Annotated in this window: 20 protein-coding genes and 1 pseudogene; 9 read left to right on the forward strand and 12 right to left on the reverse strand. The window is 66.2% G+C overall.

Annotation, left to right across the window (positions count from 1 at the left end; genetic code table 11):
* The first annotated feature begins 63 nt into the window (after positions 1–63).
* Positions 64–576, forward strand: coding sequence for a hypothetical protein (locus ACFO8M_RS03675; RefSeq protein ID WP_387970623.1), 513 nt, complete (start codon positions 64–66; stop codon positions 574–576).
* A gap of 44 nt (positions 577–620) precedes the next feature.
* On the opposite strand, the gene ACFO8M_RS03680 is transcribed toward ACFO8M_RS03675, so the two are convergent.
* Both ACFO8M_RS03680 and ACFO8M_RS03685 read right to left on the reverse strand, forming a co-directional pair.
* Positions 621–1,451, reverse strand: coding sequence for an alpha/beta fold hydrolase (locus ACFO8M_RS03680; protein ID WP_387970626.1), 831 nt, complete (start codon positions 1,449–1,451; stop codon positions 621–623).
* A 97-nt stretch (positions 1,452–1,548) separates the two neighbouring features.
* Complete coding sequence (locus tag ACFO8M_RS03685) at positions 1,549–2,295, reverse strand: SAM-dependent methyltransferase (RefSeq protein ID WP_387970629.1); 747 nt, start codon at positions 2,293–2,295, stop codon at positions 1,549–1,551.
* Positions 2,296–2,484: 189 nt separating this feature from the next.
* Here ACFO8M_RS03685 and ACFO8M_RS03690 point away from each other — a divergent pair, with 189 nt between their 5' ends.
* Entirely contained in the window at positions 2,485–3,528 is a 1,044-nt protein-coding gene (locus ACFO8M_RS03690) for a glycoside hydrolase family 43 protein (protein ID WP_387970632.1), read from the forward strand.
* Positions 3,529–3,574: 46 nt separating this feature from the next.
* Here ACFO8M_RS03690 and ACFO8M_RS03695 read toward each other — a convergent pair whose 3' ends face one another.
* Positions 3,575–4,330 (reverse strand): SDR family NAD(P)-dependent oxidoreductase, encoded by a 756-nt coding sequence (locus tag ACFO8M_RS03695; protein ID WP_387970634.1) that lies wholly within the window; start codon positions 4,328–4,330, stop codon positions 3,575–3,577.
* Between the two features lie 433 nt (positions 4,331–4,763).
* Here ACFO8M_RS03695 and ACFO8M_RS03700 point away from each other — a divergent pair.
* Both ACFO8M_RS03700 and ACFO8M_RS03705 read left to right on the forward strand, forming a co-directional pair.
* Positions 4,764–5,831 (forward strand): annotated as a pseudogene (locus ACFO8M_RS03700) (silent information regulator protein Sir2); the annotation flags it as partial.
* A gap of 137 nt (positions 5,832–5,968) precedes the next feature.
* Positions 5,969–6,241, forward strand: a complete 273-nt coding sequence (locus ACFO8M_RS03705) for a hypothetical protein (RefSeq protein ID WP_387970637.1) — start codon at positions 5,969–5,971, stop codon at positions 6,239–6,241.
* Between the two features lie 64 nt (positions 6,242–6,305).
* On the opposite strand, the gene ACFO8M_RS03710 is transcribed toward ACFO8M_RS03705, so the two are convergent.
* On the reverse strand, positions 6,306–7,511 hold the full coding sequence (locus tag ACFO8M_RS03710) for a sulfotransferase family protein (RefSeq protein ID WP_387970640.1): 1,206 nt from the start codon (positions 7,509–7,511) through the stop codon (positions 6,306–6,308).
* Between the two features lie 93 nt (positions 7,512–7,604).
* Here ACFO8M_RS03710 and ACFO8M_RS03715 point away from each other — a divergent pair, with 93 nt between their 5' ends.
* The 3 genes from ACFO8M_RS03715 to ACFO8M_RS03725 are packed head-to-tail and all read left to right on the forward strand — an operon-like array spanning position 7,605 to position 9,111.
* A complete protein-coding gene (locus ACFO8M_RS03715) occupies positions 7,605–7,916 on the forward strand; it encodes a hypothetical protein (protein WP_387970643.1) in 312 nt (103 codons plus the stop codon).
* Positions 7,917–7,922: 6 nt separating this feature from the next.
* The gene (locus ACFO8M_RS03720; protein WP_387970645.1) at positions 7,923–8,135 is read left to right on the forward strand and encodes a hypothetical protein; all 213 of its coding nucleotides are present in this window, start codon (positions 7,923–7,925) and stop codon (positions 8,133–8,135) included.
* A 55-nt stretch (positions 8,136–8,190) separates the two neighbouring features.
* Positions 8,191–9,111 (forward strand): alpha/beta fold hydrolase, encoded by a 921-nt coding sequence (locus ACFO8M_RS03725; RefSeq protein WP_387970648.1) that lies wholly within the window; start codon positions 8,191–8,193, stop codon positions 9,109–9,111.
* Positions 9,112–9,336: 225 nt separating this feature from the next.
* On the opposite strand, the gene ACFO8M_RS03730 is transcribed toward ACFO8M_RS03725, so the two are convergent.
* The 8 genes from ACFO8M_RS03730 to ACFO8M_RS03765 all read right to left on the reverse strand — a co-directional run bounded on the left by ACFO8M_RS03730 (position 9,337) and on the right by ACFO8M_RS03765 (position 13,217).
* The gene (locus tag ACFO8M_RS03730; RefSeq protein ID WP_387970651.1) at positions 9,337–10,143 is read right to left on the reverse strand and encodes a SigB/SigF/SigG family RNA polymerase sigma factor; all 807 of its coding nucleotides are present in this window, start codon (positions 10,141–10,143) and stop codon (positions 9,337–9,339) included.
* A gap of 288 nt (positions 10,144–10,431) precedes the next feature.
* The gene (locus ACFO8M_RS03735; protein ID WP_387970654.1) at positions 10,432–10,716 is read right to left on the reverse strand and encodes a hypothetical protein; all 285 of its coding nucleotides are present in this window, start codon (positions 10,714–10,716) and stop codon (positions 10,432–10,434) included.
* Between the two features lie 57 nt (positions 10,717–10,773).
* Positions 10,774–11,097 carry a hypothetical protein gene (locus tag ACFO8M_RS03740; RefSeq protein WP_387970657.1) on the reverse strand — a complete coding sequence of 108 codons (324 nt, stop codon included), beginning with the start codon at positions 11,095–11,097 and terminating at the stop codon, positions 10,774–10,776.
* Between the two features lie 83 nt (positions 11,098–11,180).
* Entirely contained in the window at positions 11,181–11,345 is a 165-nt protein-coding gene (locus tag ACFO8M_RS03745; RefSeq protein ID WP_387970660.1) for a hypothetical protein, read from the reverse strand.
* A gap of 79 nt (positions 11,346–11,424) precedes the next feature.
* A complete protein-coding gene (locus ACFO8M_RS03750; protein ID WP_387970663.1) occupies positions 11,425–11,652 on the reverse strand; it encodes a hypothetical protein in 228 nt (75 codons plus the stop codon).
* A 32-nt stretch (positions 11,653–11,684) separates the two neighbouring features.
* Positions 11,685–12,455 carry a GNAT family N-acetyltransferase gene (locus tag ACFO8M_RS03755; protein ID WP_387970666.1) on the reverse strand — a complete coding sequence of 257 codons (771 nt, stop codon included), beginning with the start codon at positions 12,453–12,455 and terminating at the stop codon, positions 11,685–11,687.
* A 113-nt stretch (positions 12,456–12,568) separates the two neighbouring features.
* Positions 12,569–12,874 (reverse strand): hypothetical protein, encoded by a 306-nt coding sequence (locus tag ACFO8M_RS03760; protein ID WP_387970669.1) that lies wholly within the window; start codon positions 12,872–12,874, stop codon positions 12,569–12,571.
* Positions 12,867–13,217, reverse strand: coding sequence for a hypothetical protein (locus ACFO8M_RS03765; RefSeq protein WP_387970671.1), 351 nt, complete (start codon positions 13,215–13,217; stop codon positions 12,867–12,869). The genes ACFO8M_RS03760 and ACFO8M_RS03765 overlap by 8 nt, the downstream gene beginning before the upstream one ends.
* A 348-nt stretch (positions 13,218–13,565) precedes the next feature.
* Here ACFO8M_RS03765 and ACFO8M_RS03770 point away from each other — a divergent pair, with 348 nt between their 5' ends.
* On the forward strand, positions 13,566–14,426 hold the full coding sequence (locus ACFO8M_RS03770) for a Scr1 family TA system antitoxin-like transcriptional regulator (protein WP_387970674.1): 861 nt from the start codon (positions 13,566–13,568) through the stop codon (positions 14,424–14,426).
* Positions 14,386–14,637: a DUF397 domain-containing protein gene (locus ACFO8M_RS03775; protein WP_387970677.1), complete on the forward strand. Its 252-nt coding sequence runs from the start codon at positions 14,386–14,388 to the stop codon at positions 14,635–14,637. Before ACFO8M_RS03770 ends, ACFO8M_RS03775 begins: the two co-directional genes overlap by 41 nt.
* Positions 14,638–14,654 lie beyond the last annotated feature (17 nt).

Below are 14,654 nucleotides of genomic sequence, written 5' to 3' on the forward strand. Positions count from 1 at the left end.
GCGTAGTGGCGGGACCGGGCCATCCTGTAGCGGTCCAAGCCGAACCGAACCTTGGAGTCGAACATGGCCCCAGCCGCTCGAGGCAAGGCCGTCAAGCCCCATCCCGCGGTGACCGCGGTGCTCCTGCTGCTCGTCGGCGGTGTACTCGCGCTCTTCCCGATCGCTTTGTACGCCAATGCGGTGGCGATGATCGACGGCTACCGCGCCGCACACGGCCAGGCCGGGACCCCGGGCACCGCGACCGTCGAGAGCGCGGTCGACGCCAGAGGCGGCCAGGTCTGCAGAGGCACGTTCGTCCCCGACGACGGCCCCGCCCGGGCCGAAGTCCGCATCGAGGTCCCTGGCAGTTGCGAAGAGGGCCGGCAGACCGAAGCGCACTTGATGGACGGCCGGTCCTCCATGTTCATCGGCTACGGCGAGCCCAAGGCCTGGGCGCCCGGCGCGAGCGACTGGGCCGGCTACCTCCCGCTGGTGATCCTCTTCGGACTCCTCAGCCTGCCGATCGTCCTCCTGATCGCCATGATCCTCGCCAGGCTCGCCAAGCGCCTCCTGACACCGGACGCCCCGAAGCGCTGAGTCGGGCCGCCACGACCACCGTTCGCGGGCAGCGGCGGCGGGAGCTATCGCGACGCGAAGGCGCGCAAGGCTTCGGCGAACGCCTTCGGCTGGTCGACCGGGATGAGGGTGCCGCAGTCGTCGAGTTCCAGGAGTTCGGCCCCGGGGATGAGTTCGGCCAGGCGGCGCCCGTGCTCGGGCGGCATCATCTGGTCCTGCCTGCCCCAGACGACGAGGGTCGGGCCGCTGAACTCGGACAGTTTCTCCGCCGCCTCGAGCATCTCGGACCGGCGCGTGGCCGTGAGGTACTTGACGAGATCGGCCCGCACGGCCTTGTCGGTCCGCAGTGGAGCGAGCCAGTCGTCGGTGAGGTCGTGCGGGACGCCTTTGGCGGTCATGACCGCGAAGCCGGTGCCCGGGATGCGGCGCAGCGGCCGCGGGGTGAGCGCCAGGGCCAGCAGGTGGATGCCGCCGGGGATCTTCGCGGCGGCGGCCATCATGGTGCCTCCGCCCTTGGGCGGGTAGTTGTCGAAGGCCTCACAGCCGGCGATCACCATGCGGCCCACGCGCTCGGGCCGTTCGGCGGCGAGCTGCTGGAGGCGTCCGGCGTCGTTCTCGACGAAGACGGTGTCCCGGGGCAGGTCGAGGGCGTCGGCGAACTCGCCGATGAGGAGCGCGGTGCTGTGGGGCGTGAGGTCGGCGTCGGGCCGCAGCGGGATCGTGTGGCTGCCGTAGGGGAGCGTCGGGGTGATGACGCGGTGATCGGTGGCCAGGTCGGCGGCGACGTCGCGCCACACGGTGGCGTTCTGCACGAGCCCGTGGAGGAGCAGGACAACCGGGCCGGAACCGGTGTCCTCATAGGAGACGGTGCCTAGGGAGAGGTCGATGGTAGGCATCAGTGCCCTTCTGTCGCTGGGTGCGGCGCTCGAATCGACCCTATCCCTTGCAGTGCAAGCGAGCCCGGCACCGCAGTGCCGGGCCCGCGTCTTGCAGTTAGCGCTTCAGCAGGGCGAAGACGCCCCAGCCGAGGTGATCGCGTTGGTAGCGAACGTGATTGGCGCGATCCACCTGCAGTTTGTTCCGCATCTCGTCCTCGAGCTCGTGGCCCGGGTTCGCGTCGAGCCAGCGGCGGATGTTGAGCCAGTGCGGGGCCGCGTAGCGGTCCCAGCTGTCCTGGTCGGCCAGCATCATCTCGACCACGTCGTAGCCGAGCGAGTCGAAGTGGTCGATCAGGCCCGGGAGCGAGAACAGCGAGTCCTTGCTCTCGATGTAGCAGCCCTTGACGGTGGCTTCGTCGGGCGGGTCGAGCCGCCAGTAGCACTCGCCGATGAGCATCAGCCCGCCCGGGCGCAGGCTGCGCTCGAGCAGTTCGACCGTGCCGGCGGTGCCGCCGCCGATCCAGGTCGCGCCGATGCACGCGGCGACGTCGACGGGTTCGCTCGCGATGTAACCGGAGGCATCCCCGTGGACGAATTCGGTCCGCTCGGCGACGCCGAGCTCCTCGGCCCGGGCCTCGGCCTTGGCGAGGAACGCGGTGCTGATGTCGACACCCGTGCCGCTGACGTCGTGGTCGCGCGCCCAGGTGCAGAGCATCTCGCCCGATCCGCTCGCGAGGTCGAGCATCGTGGATCCGGGTGCGAGGCGCAGCGCTTCCCCGAGGTCGGCCAGCTTGCGGCTATCGAGCGGGTTGTGGATGCGGTCGTTGCTCTCGGAGATGACGAACGATTGTGGGAGATCCACTCGTGTGGTCCTTTGCTTTCGATGAGGTCGTGACGGATTCGAAGAGCGGCCGGCCGTGGCCGACCGCGTGCAACTGGACCTTCATGAAATGCACCTCCACAGATTGGTTCACCTACTGATGGCCGCACCTTACGACCCGCGGGGCCGTCGTGTCGAACGGTTATCGACCGCCCTGATAGCGTTTGCTGCATGAGCGAGCCGATGCCGTCCGCCTTCCCGCTGCGCCTGCCCGAGATGCCGCTGCACGACCCTTACGTCGTCGCCGACACCGAGTCCGGCCTGTACCACCTGTACACCGCCAACCAGGGGTTCACGGCCGAGGCCACGGGGCCGGTGTCCGCAGCCGGGGTCGGCACCATGTGCTACCGGTCCCCGAACCTCCTGGAATGGGCCGAGCCCGTCCCGGTCTTCCTTGTGGCAGAGGAGGAAGCGCCGTGGGCGGTGCACGGCGCCTGGGCCCCGGAGGTCCATCGCTGGAACGGCCGCTGGTACCTCTTCACCACGCTCCACAACACCGCTGCCCCACTGCCCGTTCCAGAACCGGGGGAGTACGGCACGCCGTTCCCGGTCCCGAACTACCGCCGCTCCACGATCGTGGCGGTCGCCGACTCGCTCACCGGACCGTTCCGCATGGTCAAGCCGGAGGCGCCGATCCTCCCGGCCGAACTGATGACCCTCGACGGGACGCTGTTCACCGATGACGGCGGCCGTCCGTGGATGGTCTACGCGAACGAATGGCTGCAGCGCATCGACGGCACCATAGAGGCGTTCCCCTTGTCCGACAAGCTGGACGCCGTGGCAGGCGACGCGGTCATGCTGTTCAAGGGCTCCGACGCCCCTTGGATCACGCGCGAGATCCCGGCCGGCGTGCCGCACCAGATCCCGCCGTACGTCACGGACGGGCCGCAGCTGGTCCGCGCTCCCGGCGGCGCGCTGATCTGCCTGTGGTCGACCTACGAGAAGAACCGCCTCACCCCGGGCGGCGTGGACGGCGACTACGTCCAGACCTGGGCCGTGTCTCCTTCCGGACGCCTTGAAGGCCCTTGGGACCAAAGGGAACCGCTGGTTCGCGGCGACTCGGGGCACGGGATGCTCTTCACCACCTTCGAAGGCGAGCTCATGCTCGTCCTGCACCGCCCCTTCACCGGGGCGCGCGGCAAGCTCTACGAGATGGCCTGGGACGGCGACGAACTCCGCGTCGTCCGCCAGCGCACCGACCTCGACGGCGACTGAGCGACCGCCCGGTCGATCCGGAATGGAGCGACCGGGCGCATCGGGGCTACCAGGCGACCGGCCCGAGGCGGTCGATGAAGATCCCGCTCGGACCGTCCGCGTCGAGGGTCGCGAGCTCGATGAACGGGTCGGTGCCCTCGGTGACCGTGAGCTGGCCCCGGTGCCCGTTCATGTCGGTGGCGGTGAACTTCTTATTGACGACCTCACCGGGGGTGAGGAGGTTGAATTTGACCTCCGGGATCGCCTGGGCGTAGCGGACGGTGATCATGTTCAGGGCCGCTTTCGAAGAGGTGTAAGCGAGTTCGTGCATCTTCGACATCTGCTGCGCCGGGTCGGTGACGACCGAGAACGACCCGCCGCCGCTCGACACCATGACCACCCGCGGGTTCTCGGATGCCCGCAGCAGGGGCAGGAACGCGTGCGTGACCCTGACGGGGCCGTACACATTGGTGTCGTACACGCCGTGGATCTCCTCGGCCGTGGCCTCCGCGGGCGCGACCATGTGCCCCGGCGCTCCGGCGTTGTTGATGAGTACGTCGAGCCGGTCGGTGTGTTCCTGCACTAGCCCGAGCGCTCCGGCCACGGACTCGTCCGAGGTCACGTCGAGCGGCACCAGGATCACGTTCGCGCCGCCGGCCGTGAGCTTGTCGACGGCGGCCTGGCCGCGGCCGACGTCCCGCGAGCCGAGGAACACCGTCCAGCCCATCTCGCCCAGGCGGCGGGCCGCTTCGAGGCCGAGGCCCTTGTTGGCGCCGGTGATGAGGACCGTGGTGGCTGACGCGTCCGTCTTGTTCGTTGACATCGCTGGTCTCCTTCTTGCTTCGGTCGGAACTGCCCTTGCACTTGGTCTGACGGACGGCGAAGCGGGAACCAGACGGCTCAGCGGAAAGAATTTTGCGGCACCGGTCTTGAAGGAGCCCTCGGGTAATCGTTTGCATTGAGATATTGACATGTGGCAACCCCTTGCCTAGGCTCGGTGGACAAATCCCTTTTTACTCGCATTTCAACACAGGGTAGTGAAGCGACGACGAACGCGTCCCGCGCCATCCGGCGCGGCCGCATCGACGCAACCGAACAACACGCCCTTGAAGGAGCGATACGACATGTCCACGAGACGAACCAAGACCGCAGTCGCGGTCGGCGTGAGCGGCCTCGTCGCCGCGGCGACCACAATGGTCGCGATGACCACCGCGAACGCGTACCCGGTCGTCGACCCGGAGCAGGAGGGCGCGATCTTCGCCGCGCCGGACGGCACCGACGGCGCGGCCGGGACCGAGGAGGACCCGACCACCGTCGCCGCCGCCATCGGCATGGTCGAGCCGGGCGGCACGATCTTCTTGCGCGGCGGCACCTACGACCTTGCGGAAACGGTTGCCATCGAGCCCGGCAACGACGGCACCGAAGCCGACCGCACCGAACTGTTCGCCTACGAGGGCGAAGCGCCGGTCCTGAACTTCTCGGCGCAGGAGGAGAACTCGGAGAACCGCGGCCTCGCCGTCGGCGGCGACTGGTGGCACATCCAGGGCATCACCGTCGAGCACGCCGGTGACAACGGCATCCTGGTCGGCGGCAGCAACAACGTCGTCGAGCGCGTGGTCACGCGCCACAACGCCGACTCGGGTCTCCAGCTCTCCCGGTACACAGCTGGGGCCCCTGAAGCGGAATGGCCCGCCGACAACCTCATCGTCAGCGTCGAGTCCCACGACAATGTGGACTCCGACGGCGAGGACGCCGACGGGTTCGCCCCGAAGCTCACCGTCGGCCCCGGCAACGTGTTCCGCTACACGGTGTCGCACAACAACATCGACGACGGCTACGACCTCTACTCCAAGGGCGACACCGGCCCCATCGGCTCGGTGACCATCGAGAACTCCCTCGCCTACGAGAACGGCACGCTCTCGGACGGCTCGCAGGCCGGCGCGGGCGACCGCAACGGCTACAAGCTCGGCGGCGAGGACATCGGCGTCGACCATGTCGTGACCGGCAGCATCGCCTACGACAACGGGAAGCACGGGTTCACCTACAACTCGAACCCCGGCTCGATCACGGTGTCCGACAACGTGAGCATCGGCAACGCCGAGCGGAACTTCAACTTCGACGAGGGCTCGCACCAGTTCAGCGGCAACACCTCGTGCGACAGCGGCGACGAGGACCGGATCGTCGGCACCGACGACGGCTCGAACCAGTTCTGGGAGGGCTCGAACGGCTCCCGCTGCGCCGACTACGCCGGTGCGCTCGACTGGAGCTTCGCCGAGGACGGCTCGCTCGTCGTCACCTTCGGCGGGCAGCAGGTGATGGGCTAAACCCCACTCCCGCAACGCGGCACACGTCAGGGCCCGCTTCCATTCGGAAGCGGGTCCTGACGTTCCGTGTCGGGGAATTTCGTTTTTCGGTCCAAACCCCTATAGTTGGACAGACGGACGCGAGAAGGGGGAACGCCATGAGCTTGGCGGACAAGTTGAATGAATTGAAGGACCGGTTCTCAGGGGCCGTAGAAGACGTCAAGGGCAAGGCCGAGGAGTACATCGGCGGGGCGGCGGATCTGCCGGTCGACCAGGTCGGCGAGCAGGTCACCGGCGCAACCGAGGACCTCCAAGGCCAGGCGCAGGAGGGCGTCGAGAACGTCCAGGGCCAGGCCCAGGACGGGATCGAGAACGCCCAGGGCCAGACCCAGGAAGGCGTCGAGAACTTCAAGAACGACCACGGCCTCTAAGCGGAGGTGACGACCGGGGCGGGCGGGTTCAGCGATCCGTCTGCCCTCGGCGGTGCCGACTTCCTCAGCGGGAGTTGAGGGTGCCGCACAGGCGCGTGTAGTCGCCGAACGCGTCCTCCACGCCCTGGATGGTGAGGCCGTACCGCGACAGCGAGTACTCGTGGCGGCGGTCGCGCTGCGGACGGGCCAGGACGTTCTCGAGGTTGTCCGCGTCCTTTTCGGTCCACTTCGCGTCGATCGCCCGGTAGAGCTTCGGAACCTCGTTCACCGGGTCCGAGTTGAGCCGGTGATACGGCACGTCCACGATGGACTCGGACGGCAGCGTGATCCGCGACCGCCGACCCCGCTCGATCGATTCGACCAGCATCGACAGCGCCACCTGCCCGATCTGCTCCAGGTCCGGACGGCGCTGGTACAGCGACCACGAGGTCTCCATCAGCGAGCACACCGAACCCATCACGGTGGTCGGATCACGGTGCGTCCAAACGAACTTCGCGTCCGGGAAGACCTTGCGGATCACGTCGAGGTCGTTCAGGTGCGCCGGGTACTTCAGCGTCCAGCGCTTCGGTTCGCGGCCGTACTGCAGCACCTGCAGCGCCCGCTTCAGGTACACGTAGTCGGCGGTGTAGTCCCGCTCGCCGAGCCACTGCTTGTACTCCGGGAGCGCCGCGCGCAGCGCGAGGTGGTAGGTGCCTTGCGGCAGGATGAACATCGACTCTTCGGGCTGGCGGGCCCGGATGGGGTGGATGACCTCCCATGACGGCGCGAACCTGACCATCATCCGCGCCCCGGACTCGATCATCTTGATCGTCTTCTCGGACTCGGCCGGGTCGACTGGCACATCGGTCCGCAGCATCTCCCACAGCAGCGGCCCGCGGTGGTCGTCCGAGGCGGCGAGGATCTTGTGTGCCAACGTGGTCGCCGTGCGCGGCAGGCCCACCACGAACACCGGGGCGACGACCTTCTCGTCCGCGATCTCCGGGTGCTCCTGAATCCTCTGCCGGATCCGCAGCCGGTTCTCCAAGCGCGACTTGGCATCCATCAGGCCCGACTGCCAACCGAACGGCGTCAGACGCTTCTCGTCGGCCAGGCATTTCAGGTGGAAGCCGAGATCGGCGATGAACTGTTCCTCGCCCGCGACCGACCATCCGGTCGACGCCTCGACTTGGGCGACGGCCTTTTCCCAGGTCTCAAGAGGACGCTTCCGGCCGCCCGAGGAGGGCCTGAGCATGGCATTGACGAGCGTGGCGGTCAGGGTGGTCCGGCTCATGGGGGGTCCTTTCGGAGCGCTAGGCCCGCAAGGCGACAGCTGGCCCCGACAGATTACTACTGGTAGTTCAGGTTCGTCTCTTAGAGTTTGACCATGGTCATTCAGCGGCTCGCGCAGATGACCGGCATGAGTGCGGGACCCTCGATCCGACCCGACTGGAACGCGGTCAGGTCCGCGCTCGGGTTCGACGTGCCCGGCGACTACAAGGAGTTGATCGACGACTTCGGGGCCGGCGCACTCAATGACTTCGTGCTGCTGCTCGGCCCAGGTGAGCCGGTGAAGCTGTACAACTTGGTGGAGCACGGCCTGTACTGGGACGGGTATCTCAGGGAGATCTGGGAGAACTCCCCGAGGACATCCCCACGGCGCTCCAGGGCAGCTTCGCTCTCATCAGTTGGGCGCTGACCGAGAATGGGCGTCCAGATGCTCTGGATCGCCGAACCTGGTGTGCCCGCAGAGAAATGGCAGATCGCGTTCCTCCGGTACGCCGGAGAACGCTGGGAATTCCATCAGGAGTCGACCATCGCAATCCTCACGGCTTTGGCCGCCCGCGAGCTCTCGACGCCGCTCGTCCCGCCCTTCGAAGACGATGAACCAGTGGAGTTCATCTCCTACGATTCCTGACCAAGCTTGGTGGTTGACGTTTCGGGCGTTCCCGGCGTGGTGTAGACCAGGGGGCATGGTTCTTCCTGTTGAGGTTGTTGCGCCGGTGATGGTTGAGGTTCGCGAGGGACATCGGCTGGCGGTGCGGCGGCGTGGGGACGGCGGGGTGCCGTTGCTGCTGGTTCATGGGTTCCCGTGTACCAGCCGGATTTGGTCGCACAATCTCGTTCCCTTGGCCGAGGCCGGGTTCGACGTGGTGGCCGCGGACCTGCGGGGTTATGGCGACTCCGATCTCGCACCTGACGGGTTCTATGACTTCAACGCGTTCAACGAGGACCTGACCGGTCTGTTCGACGCGCTCGGGTGGGAGAAGGCGGTCGTGGCCGGGCACGATCTCGGTGCGATGATCGCCATCGACATGGCGACCCGCCACCCCGACCGCGTCGACCGCCTGGTGATCCTCGATGACTCCATGCCGGACCTGGACGAGGCGTTCGCGGCCGCCGGTATTCCGGCGGGCCGGCCCAAGCCGGCTGTGTACGACTATCAACGGCGCCAAGGTCGCCACGCTGAGGAACTGGTCGCCGAGCTGGATACGCCGGAGCGGCGCCGGCGGTACATCGGCGAGTTCTTCGGGCACCGCATGTGGTGCCCGCCCGACGCCTTTGACGAGGACGACCTGGCTTTCCTGACCGAGTCCTATGGGGATGCGGACCGATTGCGCGCATCCTTCGCCGACTACGAGGTCGTCATGGGCACCAGGAAGCTCTCAGCGCCGGAGATGATCGACCGGCCGGTCCAGCACCGGACCCTGATCCTGATCGGCGCCGACCAAGTGACCCTCGGCGACCACATTGAGCAGCGTTGCGTGATCGCCTTCCCCGAGGCGGTCGGGCCGTTCTGGGTCAAGGGCGCCGGGCACTTCATGCCTTGGGAGACACCTGAGATGGTCAATCGCGCCATTGCGTCCTTCTGCGGCGACCTGCTCGCGACCTGAGACAGCTCGGGACATGGGGCTTACCGGCGCATCATTGTCGTTGGAGGAGAACACCATGCACCTTGAAGCAGGACTGGAATCGGGGCGGTGATGTGCGGCTGCCGTCTGCACGGCGACGGATCGGTCGAGGCCATGATCGGCGTTGCGGGCCGGGACTCGCAAGGATCCAGGCCGAGCCCGTCGCTGAACGACGTTCGAGACGCCGTTCTGGCGGGATGCCGGTGCTCAGTCGTTGTAGTCGTGCTCCTTCGGTGCGGTGAGCATGAGTTTGCGAAGCTCCAGGAGTGTGCTTTTGAGCAGGCGGGAGACGTGCATCTGCGAGATGCCGATCTCGGTCCCGATCTCGGATTGCGTCTTTTCGCCGAAGAACCGCAGGGAGAGGATCTGCCGCTCGCGGACGGGCAGCTGCCGCAGGAGCGGGAGCAGGGACTCGCGGTTGTCGACCAGTCCGAGGGCGAGGTCGTCCGCCCCGATGGTCTCGGCCGGCGGGTCGCCGTCGGCAAACGCCGGCTGGTCGAGTGAAACCGACCGGAACGACTGGATCGCCTGCAGCCCTTCGAGAACTTCGGCTTCGGAGACACCCAGCCGTTCGGCGAGGTCGACGGCGGTGGCCGGACGGCCCAACGTTTGGGAGAGGTGGGCGCCTGCGGTGTTGATCGCCATGCGCATCTCCTGGAGGCGGCGCGGCAGGCGCACCGGCCAGGCGGTGTCGCGGAAGTGGCGACGCACCTCTCCCATGACCGTCGGAACGGCATAGGAGAGGAACTCGATGCCGCGTTCGGGATCGAAGCGGTCGACGGCGTGGATGAGGCCGACCGTGGCGACCTGGACCAGGTCGTCCTTGGCGATGCCGCGGCTCGCATAGCGACGGGCGATGTTCTCGGCGAGCGGGAGATATCCGGTGATGATCCGGTCCCTGAGTTCCTCGCGCCGGAGATCGTGAATTCCGAGTACGGCCATCTGTCCGAACAAGGGCGCGAACTCCCGGTATTCGTCGTCGCTGCGAGGTCTGCTGATGTCTTGTGGTGCCATGTGCGGCTACCGCCCTGCGACTGTCTGGTAGGGCAACCGGTGAATGCCGGTTCGGATCGACCAGGTTGCGCGTCCCGGGCTGGCACCAGCGCGTTCCGGCCACGCGTGCGGGGTAGGTCCCGCATCGCAGGCGATCGGAGCGCCGTCTAGCTGACACTTGCGGAGCGCTCGGGTCTTGGAGTGCAGTCCCGGTCCGCGCCTAGGCGGACCGTGCAGGCGCCCGAGTGGCTCCATCGATATGTTCAGCCTATACCGATTCGGTCTCAATGCGGCCGGGCTGACCACTGGTCATCTGTATAAACATGCAGGCAGTGCCAGTCTCGACAGGTCCGGCGGCACGCGGTTCGGGCCGGCGAAGGTCAGCCAGTGGTCGAGGGCGGTCGACGCGGCGCGGAACGAGTGATGGGAACCGAGGTTCTGGGCGTGCGGTCCGAATGTCGTATGCAGGTCTGCAACTGCTGCGACGTAGCCGGCGAACTCGCCGTCGAGCGTCGCCACGTACAGATCGGTGGCCGCGGGCTTCCAGACGAGGGAAGGCGGGGTACGGGAGGGCGTTGGGGCAGTGATGGTCACCTGATTCGTAGAGCGGAGCGGACGCACGGTCCGCTGGATGCGGGACGGCGTTTCGGGCTAGCGGCGCACTCGCCGCACCGCGGCTTTGCCGCGTTCGGGCAGTCCGGCAGCGGCGTGCACCAAGGCGTCCATAGCGTCCTCGGTCTGGGCTGCTGCCCGTTTAAGGAGCGTCTTTGCTGTCCGTCGCCGGCTGAGCTGCACCCCGATGATGGCGGCCGCCGCAATGCCGACCGCGACCGATCCCACGAGGATCGGGAGTATCGACCGGAAGACGTCCCTCTCGACGCGATCGTCGTCGGGTTCGTGATCGTGCCAGTCATCTGCGGGCAATTGCTCGGCATCGGTTCCTGGGGTCTTCGCCGGTGTGATCGCTGGGGCCATGGCCGTATCCTCCTTGGTTCGGGGTGGAGGCATGCCCGTTCGGGGCGGGGGCGAAACCCCGCCCTTACCGTCCGGGTCGGCGGTCAGGCTGCGCGGTGGCCGGCTCGTCGCCTGATGAGACCGAAGACGATGGTGCCGATGACCAGCACGATACCGACGGCGGCCAACCAGAGCAGGCCCTCGATGGCAAAACCGACGATCGCGAGCAGGACCCAGGCGACTACTAGGATCCATAGGACTGTACCCATATTTCGAGCGTACGCCCGCAAACGGCATAAATGTTCGGGACGTGAAGAAACTCCTCAATAGCTGAGCGTTCGACAGCCCTCAGCGGGCGAGGGTCACCGCGTTGACGTTGTAGTCGATGCGTTGGGGTTCTCCGCTGGTCACGAGCTCCAGGACGGAGTGGTTGACTTCGTCGTCGAGGTCGCGGATCTGGAGTGAGGTGTCGGCGTTGAGCGGGTACGTGTCGGTGGTTTCGGCGTCGACCCAGAGGCCGTCTTCGAGACGCTGGTGCACGGTCGCGTCGCTGTCGTCTTCGGAGTTGTGGCTCAACGACTTCGAGGATCGTGTGCGATGGAACGATCTCACTGCCAGATGGTGCGGGTATGGGTGATTCCGAACCCGTGGCGAGCGAGATTGTCGTGGCTGGGTGAGCCGAATGCGGCGGTGACCACCACGAGGTCGCTGCCCTCTGCCGCGGCGTCGGCCAGTCGCCTGTCGATGAGTGCGGCTTGGCAACCCCGCCTGCGGTATTTCGGCAAGGTCGCCGCCCCGGCGAAGTAGCCCACCTTGTTGTGCGTGAAGAGCGAGCCCGCCGCTGCCGGATGCCCGTCGATCAGGGCCACGTAACGGCGTAGCCCGGGAGTGGAATGCTCGATGGCGAGCATCCTCCGGAACACCACGTCGCTCGCAGGTGTTTCATAGCCGCCGTACAGAACTTCCAAATACCGTTCATCGTTCAGGCCCACCTCCTGGACCGCAGCTTGGGGAGCGGCAGCTTCCGGGCGCGGGCGCGCATGCAAGGTGACAGTGGGCGTTGAGGGCGCCAGTCCGGCGTCCAGGAGCGTGTGGTGCAACTCGGTAGTGGCGTCGCCCGCCCACACCTCGACCGCTGGGAGCAAGGCTTGTTCGGCATAGAACTCGAGGACTTCCTTCAGCGCCCTGCGATCTGCTGATCGATACCCCCGCACTTTGTTGTACGGCACGCGCTGCGGAAGCGTCGGAAGTCGTGTCGCCGCGGCCGCTCCAAAACGGCGGAGCGTCGCGTTCGGGTCCTCAACGGCGATCGCCGTGAAGTCGAGTTCTGCCTTGCGCGTGATCACTGCTTCGGCCTGCTCGACCAGGTCTGTCCACATGTACCCAGTCTCGGCTACGGCCCACGTCAAGTTGCAGCAGGCTCGGTGAGCGAGCGGGGGATGAGGTGAGGCCGGTCGGACTCCACCTTGTCCGACCGGCCTCGGAGTGGAGCTTAGTAGTCGAACAGGCTCGGCCTGTCGACCAACTCGCGGGCCTTCTCGAGAATCCACGGGCACCACGGATCGCCGTTCCACGCGCCGCGCCAGATCGCGGGCTCCTCGGTGTCGTCGCCGAACCGGCAGACTTCGCGAGGACCCACGCCGTCATCGCAGTCGACCCGGTACGTGTTCGGCGTGCCCGGGGGAGCCGAGACGAAGATGACGAAGAACTCGACCGGGCCGCGCCTGAACTTTCCGAGGCTGTGTTCGCCTTCGGGTTCGGCCGGGTCGGTCGGGTCGGCGAAGGTCGTCTCAGCCACGGCAGAACCGGATCTCGCTCGAGTGGGGCGTGGTCGCCTTGCGCGCGTTGGGGTTGTGGAAGACCCGGAACGCGCTGTTCCAGGCCCACTCCCGCCATTCGGGCCTGGACGAGCGCCACTCCTCGTTCCATGTGGCGTGCTCTTGCCCTGTGTTCAGACCCGAGACGATGAGGATGACATCCGCCCGGTTTCCCTTGGCGTACACCTGGAACGAGTCAGGCGCTTCCGCGCTCGAAGCGCAGACGATGAAGCAGCGTTGGCCGTCATCGAACTGCCCGCGCTCGAGTGGGTCCGGAGCGGACTGGGCGACTTCGGGTCTCGGCTTCGCGGCTCGGTTGTACATCGCGACCTCCAATGGAGAGAGTGTCAGATAGCCGACAGTGGAGATGCCGAAGAGCCGCCGATGACCTTTGGGAGGCAGCGACTCCCCGGTAATCCCACCGCTCGCGAGCCGGTACACGACCCGCGATCTATCCAACATAAGCCACGTTTTCGCAGTTCAAGAGGTATGCGCTGCAATGAGTCTCCGTGCACGGGGATGGTGTCACAAGATCGGGCCACAATATTCGGAGTCAAATGTTGTGGCCCAATGTTGTGCACCGATCTTGATGGCGGTGTTGATGACTGCCCCTGGCGTGCAACGTGGGATCATCGCTACTACCGGTTATCTGCACAGCGTTGGGAGCGCGCGATGGCATCCTCGACTCGATACGAGAAGCTCATTAAGGCCTATCTGACGGCCGAGATCAATGCGCTGATGAAGGAAAAGGGCTGGATCGCCCCGCATCTTGCCAAGGCGGTTGGCAAGCATGTCAACACGATCCGACCGTGGATGAGCGGAGCGCGGCTTCCCGATGCGGGCAACATCCTGCTCATCTGCGAACGGCTGGGTGCCGATCCGGCGCGCGCGGCCTACATGCAGCATGTCAGGGAACAGCTCACGATGGGACCGGAGGTCGTGTCTGATCTCGACAAGCGCAACTTGTTCATCGTCGAGGCGAGCGAGCGCAACTACGGCAAGTTGGTCAAGTGGAACCCGGTGCTGTTCCCCAGTTTTGCGCAGACCGAGGCGTTCCATATGGAGTTGCTGCCCGATCCAGAAGATCCGGCCAGGAAGATCGAGCACTGGAAGCGCAAAGAGCGTCGAAGCGACACGTTCTTCGGTCGAATCGGGAGCGACGATTCGCCAGAAGCAGAGCTTTATCTGCCTGCTACCGCGTTCACCTTCCTGGAGCGGCTCGCGTCCAGGGAGAGACACCGTCAGGTCGAGTGGCTTCTCGCGATCGATGCAATGCCGGGCTGTGAAGTGCAAGTGGTTCAGTCACCGTATCTCGTGCCGTTCGCGTTCGAGTGTTTCAAAGGTGAGGGCCGACCAGGTGCGGGGCCGGATTTCGTGTATGTCGAAACTCTTGACCAGAGCCGTCACCTTGTCGATCCCGAAAAGCTTGCCTTGTATGATCACAGGCGCAGCCTGCTGCGGGCTGATGCGCAACGGATTGGAAGGTATCTCGATGGTCGAGTTCACCAGCTGGCGGAAGAGCACCCGCAGTAGCGACACCGCCGAAGCGGATTGCGTCGAGTGCCGCCGGTCCTGGAGGAAGAGCACCCGGAGCGACAGCGACACTGATCCAAACTGTGTCGAGGCTCGGAACACTGTCGCTGGGTTCCAGGTTCGTGACTCCAAACTTGGACATGACTCCCCGGTCTTCGATTTGACCGCCTCGGACTTCACCGGCCTCCTGCGTGTCACAGACCGCGACTGAGCGACCAGGCCACCACA

Origin of the sequence: Glycomyces rhizosphaerae (assembly GCF_042647865.1) — a bacterium.
Classification (GTDB): domain Bacteria; phylum Actinomycetota; class Actinomycetes; order Mycobacteriales; family Micromonosporaceae; genus Glycomyces; species Glycomyces rhizosphaerae.

Bases quoted from the DNA above. Each gene is read 5' to 3' on its own strand.
- ACFO8M_RS03675 (WP_387970623.1), top strand. From the start codon at position 64: ATGGCCCCAGCCGCTCGAGGCAAGGCCGTCAAGCCCCATCCCGCGGTG.
- ACFO8M_RS03680 (WP_387970626.1), bottom strand. From the start codon at position 1,451: ATGCCTACCATCGACCTCTCCCTAGGCACCGTCTCCTATGAGGACACC.
- ACFO8M_RS03690 (WP_387970632.1), top strand. From the start codon at position 2,485: ATGAGCGAGCCGATGCCGTCCGCCTTCCCGCTGCGCCTGCCCGAGATG.
- ACFO8M_RS03695 (WP_387970634.1), bottom strand. From the start codon at position 4,330: ATGTCAACGAACAAGACGGACGCGTCAGCCACCACGGTCCTCATCACC.
- ACFO8M_RS03705 (WP_387970637.1), top strand. From the start codon at position 5,969: ATGAGCTTGGCGGACAAGTTGAATGAATTGAAGGACCGGTTCTCAGGG.
- ACFO8M_RS03710 (WP_387970640.1), bottom strand. From the start codon at position 7,511: ATGAGCCGGACCACCCTGACCGCCACGCTCGTCAATGCCATGCTCAGG.
- ACFO8M_RS03715 (WP_387970643.1), top strand. From the start codon at position 7,605: ATGGTCATTCAGCGGCTCGCGCAGATGACCGGCATGAGTGCGGGACCC.
- ACFO8M_RS03720 (WP_387970645.1), top strand. From the start codon at position 7,923: ATGGGCGTCCAGATGCTCTGGATCGCCGAACCTGGTGTGCCCGCAGAG.
- ACFO8M_RS03725 (WP_387970648.1), top strand. From the start codon at position 8,191: ATGGTTCTTCCTGTTGAGGTTGTTGCGCCGGTGATGGTTGAGGTTCGC.
- ACFO8M_RS03730 (WP_387970651.1), bottom strand. From the start codon at position 10,143: ATGGCACCACAAGACATCAGCAGACCTCGCAGCGACGACGAATACCGG.
- ACFO8M_RS03740 (WP_387970657.1), bottom strand. From the start codon at position 11,097: ATGGCCCCAGCGATCACACCGGCGAAGACCCCAGGAACCGATGCCGAG.
- ACFO8M_RS03745 (WP_387970660.1), bottom strand. From the start codon at position 11,345: ATGGGTACAGTCCTATGGATCCTAGTAGTCGCCTGGGTCCTGCTCGCG.
- ACFO8M_RS03755 (WP_387970666.1), bottom strand. From the start codon at position 12,455: ATGTGGACAGACCTGGTCGAGCAGGCCGAAGCAGTGATCACGCGCAAG.
- ACFO8M_RS03765 (WP_387970671.1), bottom strand. From the start codon at position 13,217: ATGTACAACCGAGCCGCGAAGCCGAGACCCGAAGTCGCCCAGTCCGCT.
- ACFO8M_RS03770 (WP_387970674.1), top strand. From the start codon at position 13,566: ATGGCATCCTCGACTCGATACGAGAAGCTCATTAAGGCCTATCTGACG.
- ACFO8M_RS03775 (WP_387970677.1), top strand. From the start codon at position 14,386: ATGGTCGAGTTCACCAGCTGGCGGAAGAGCACCCGCAGTAGCGACACC.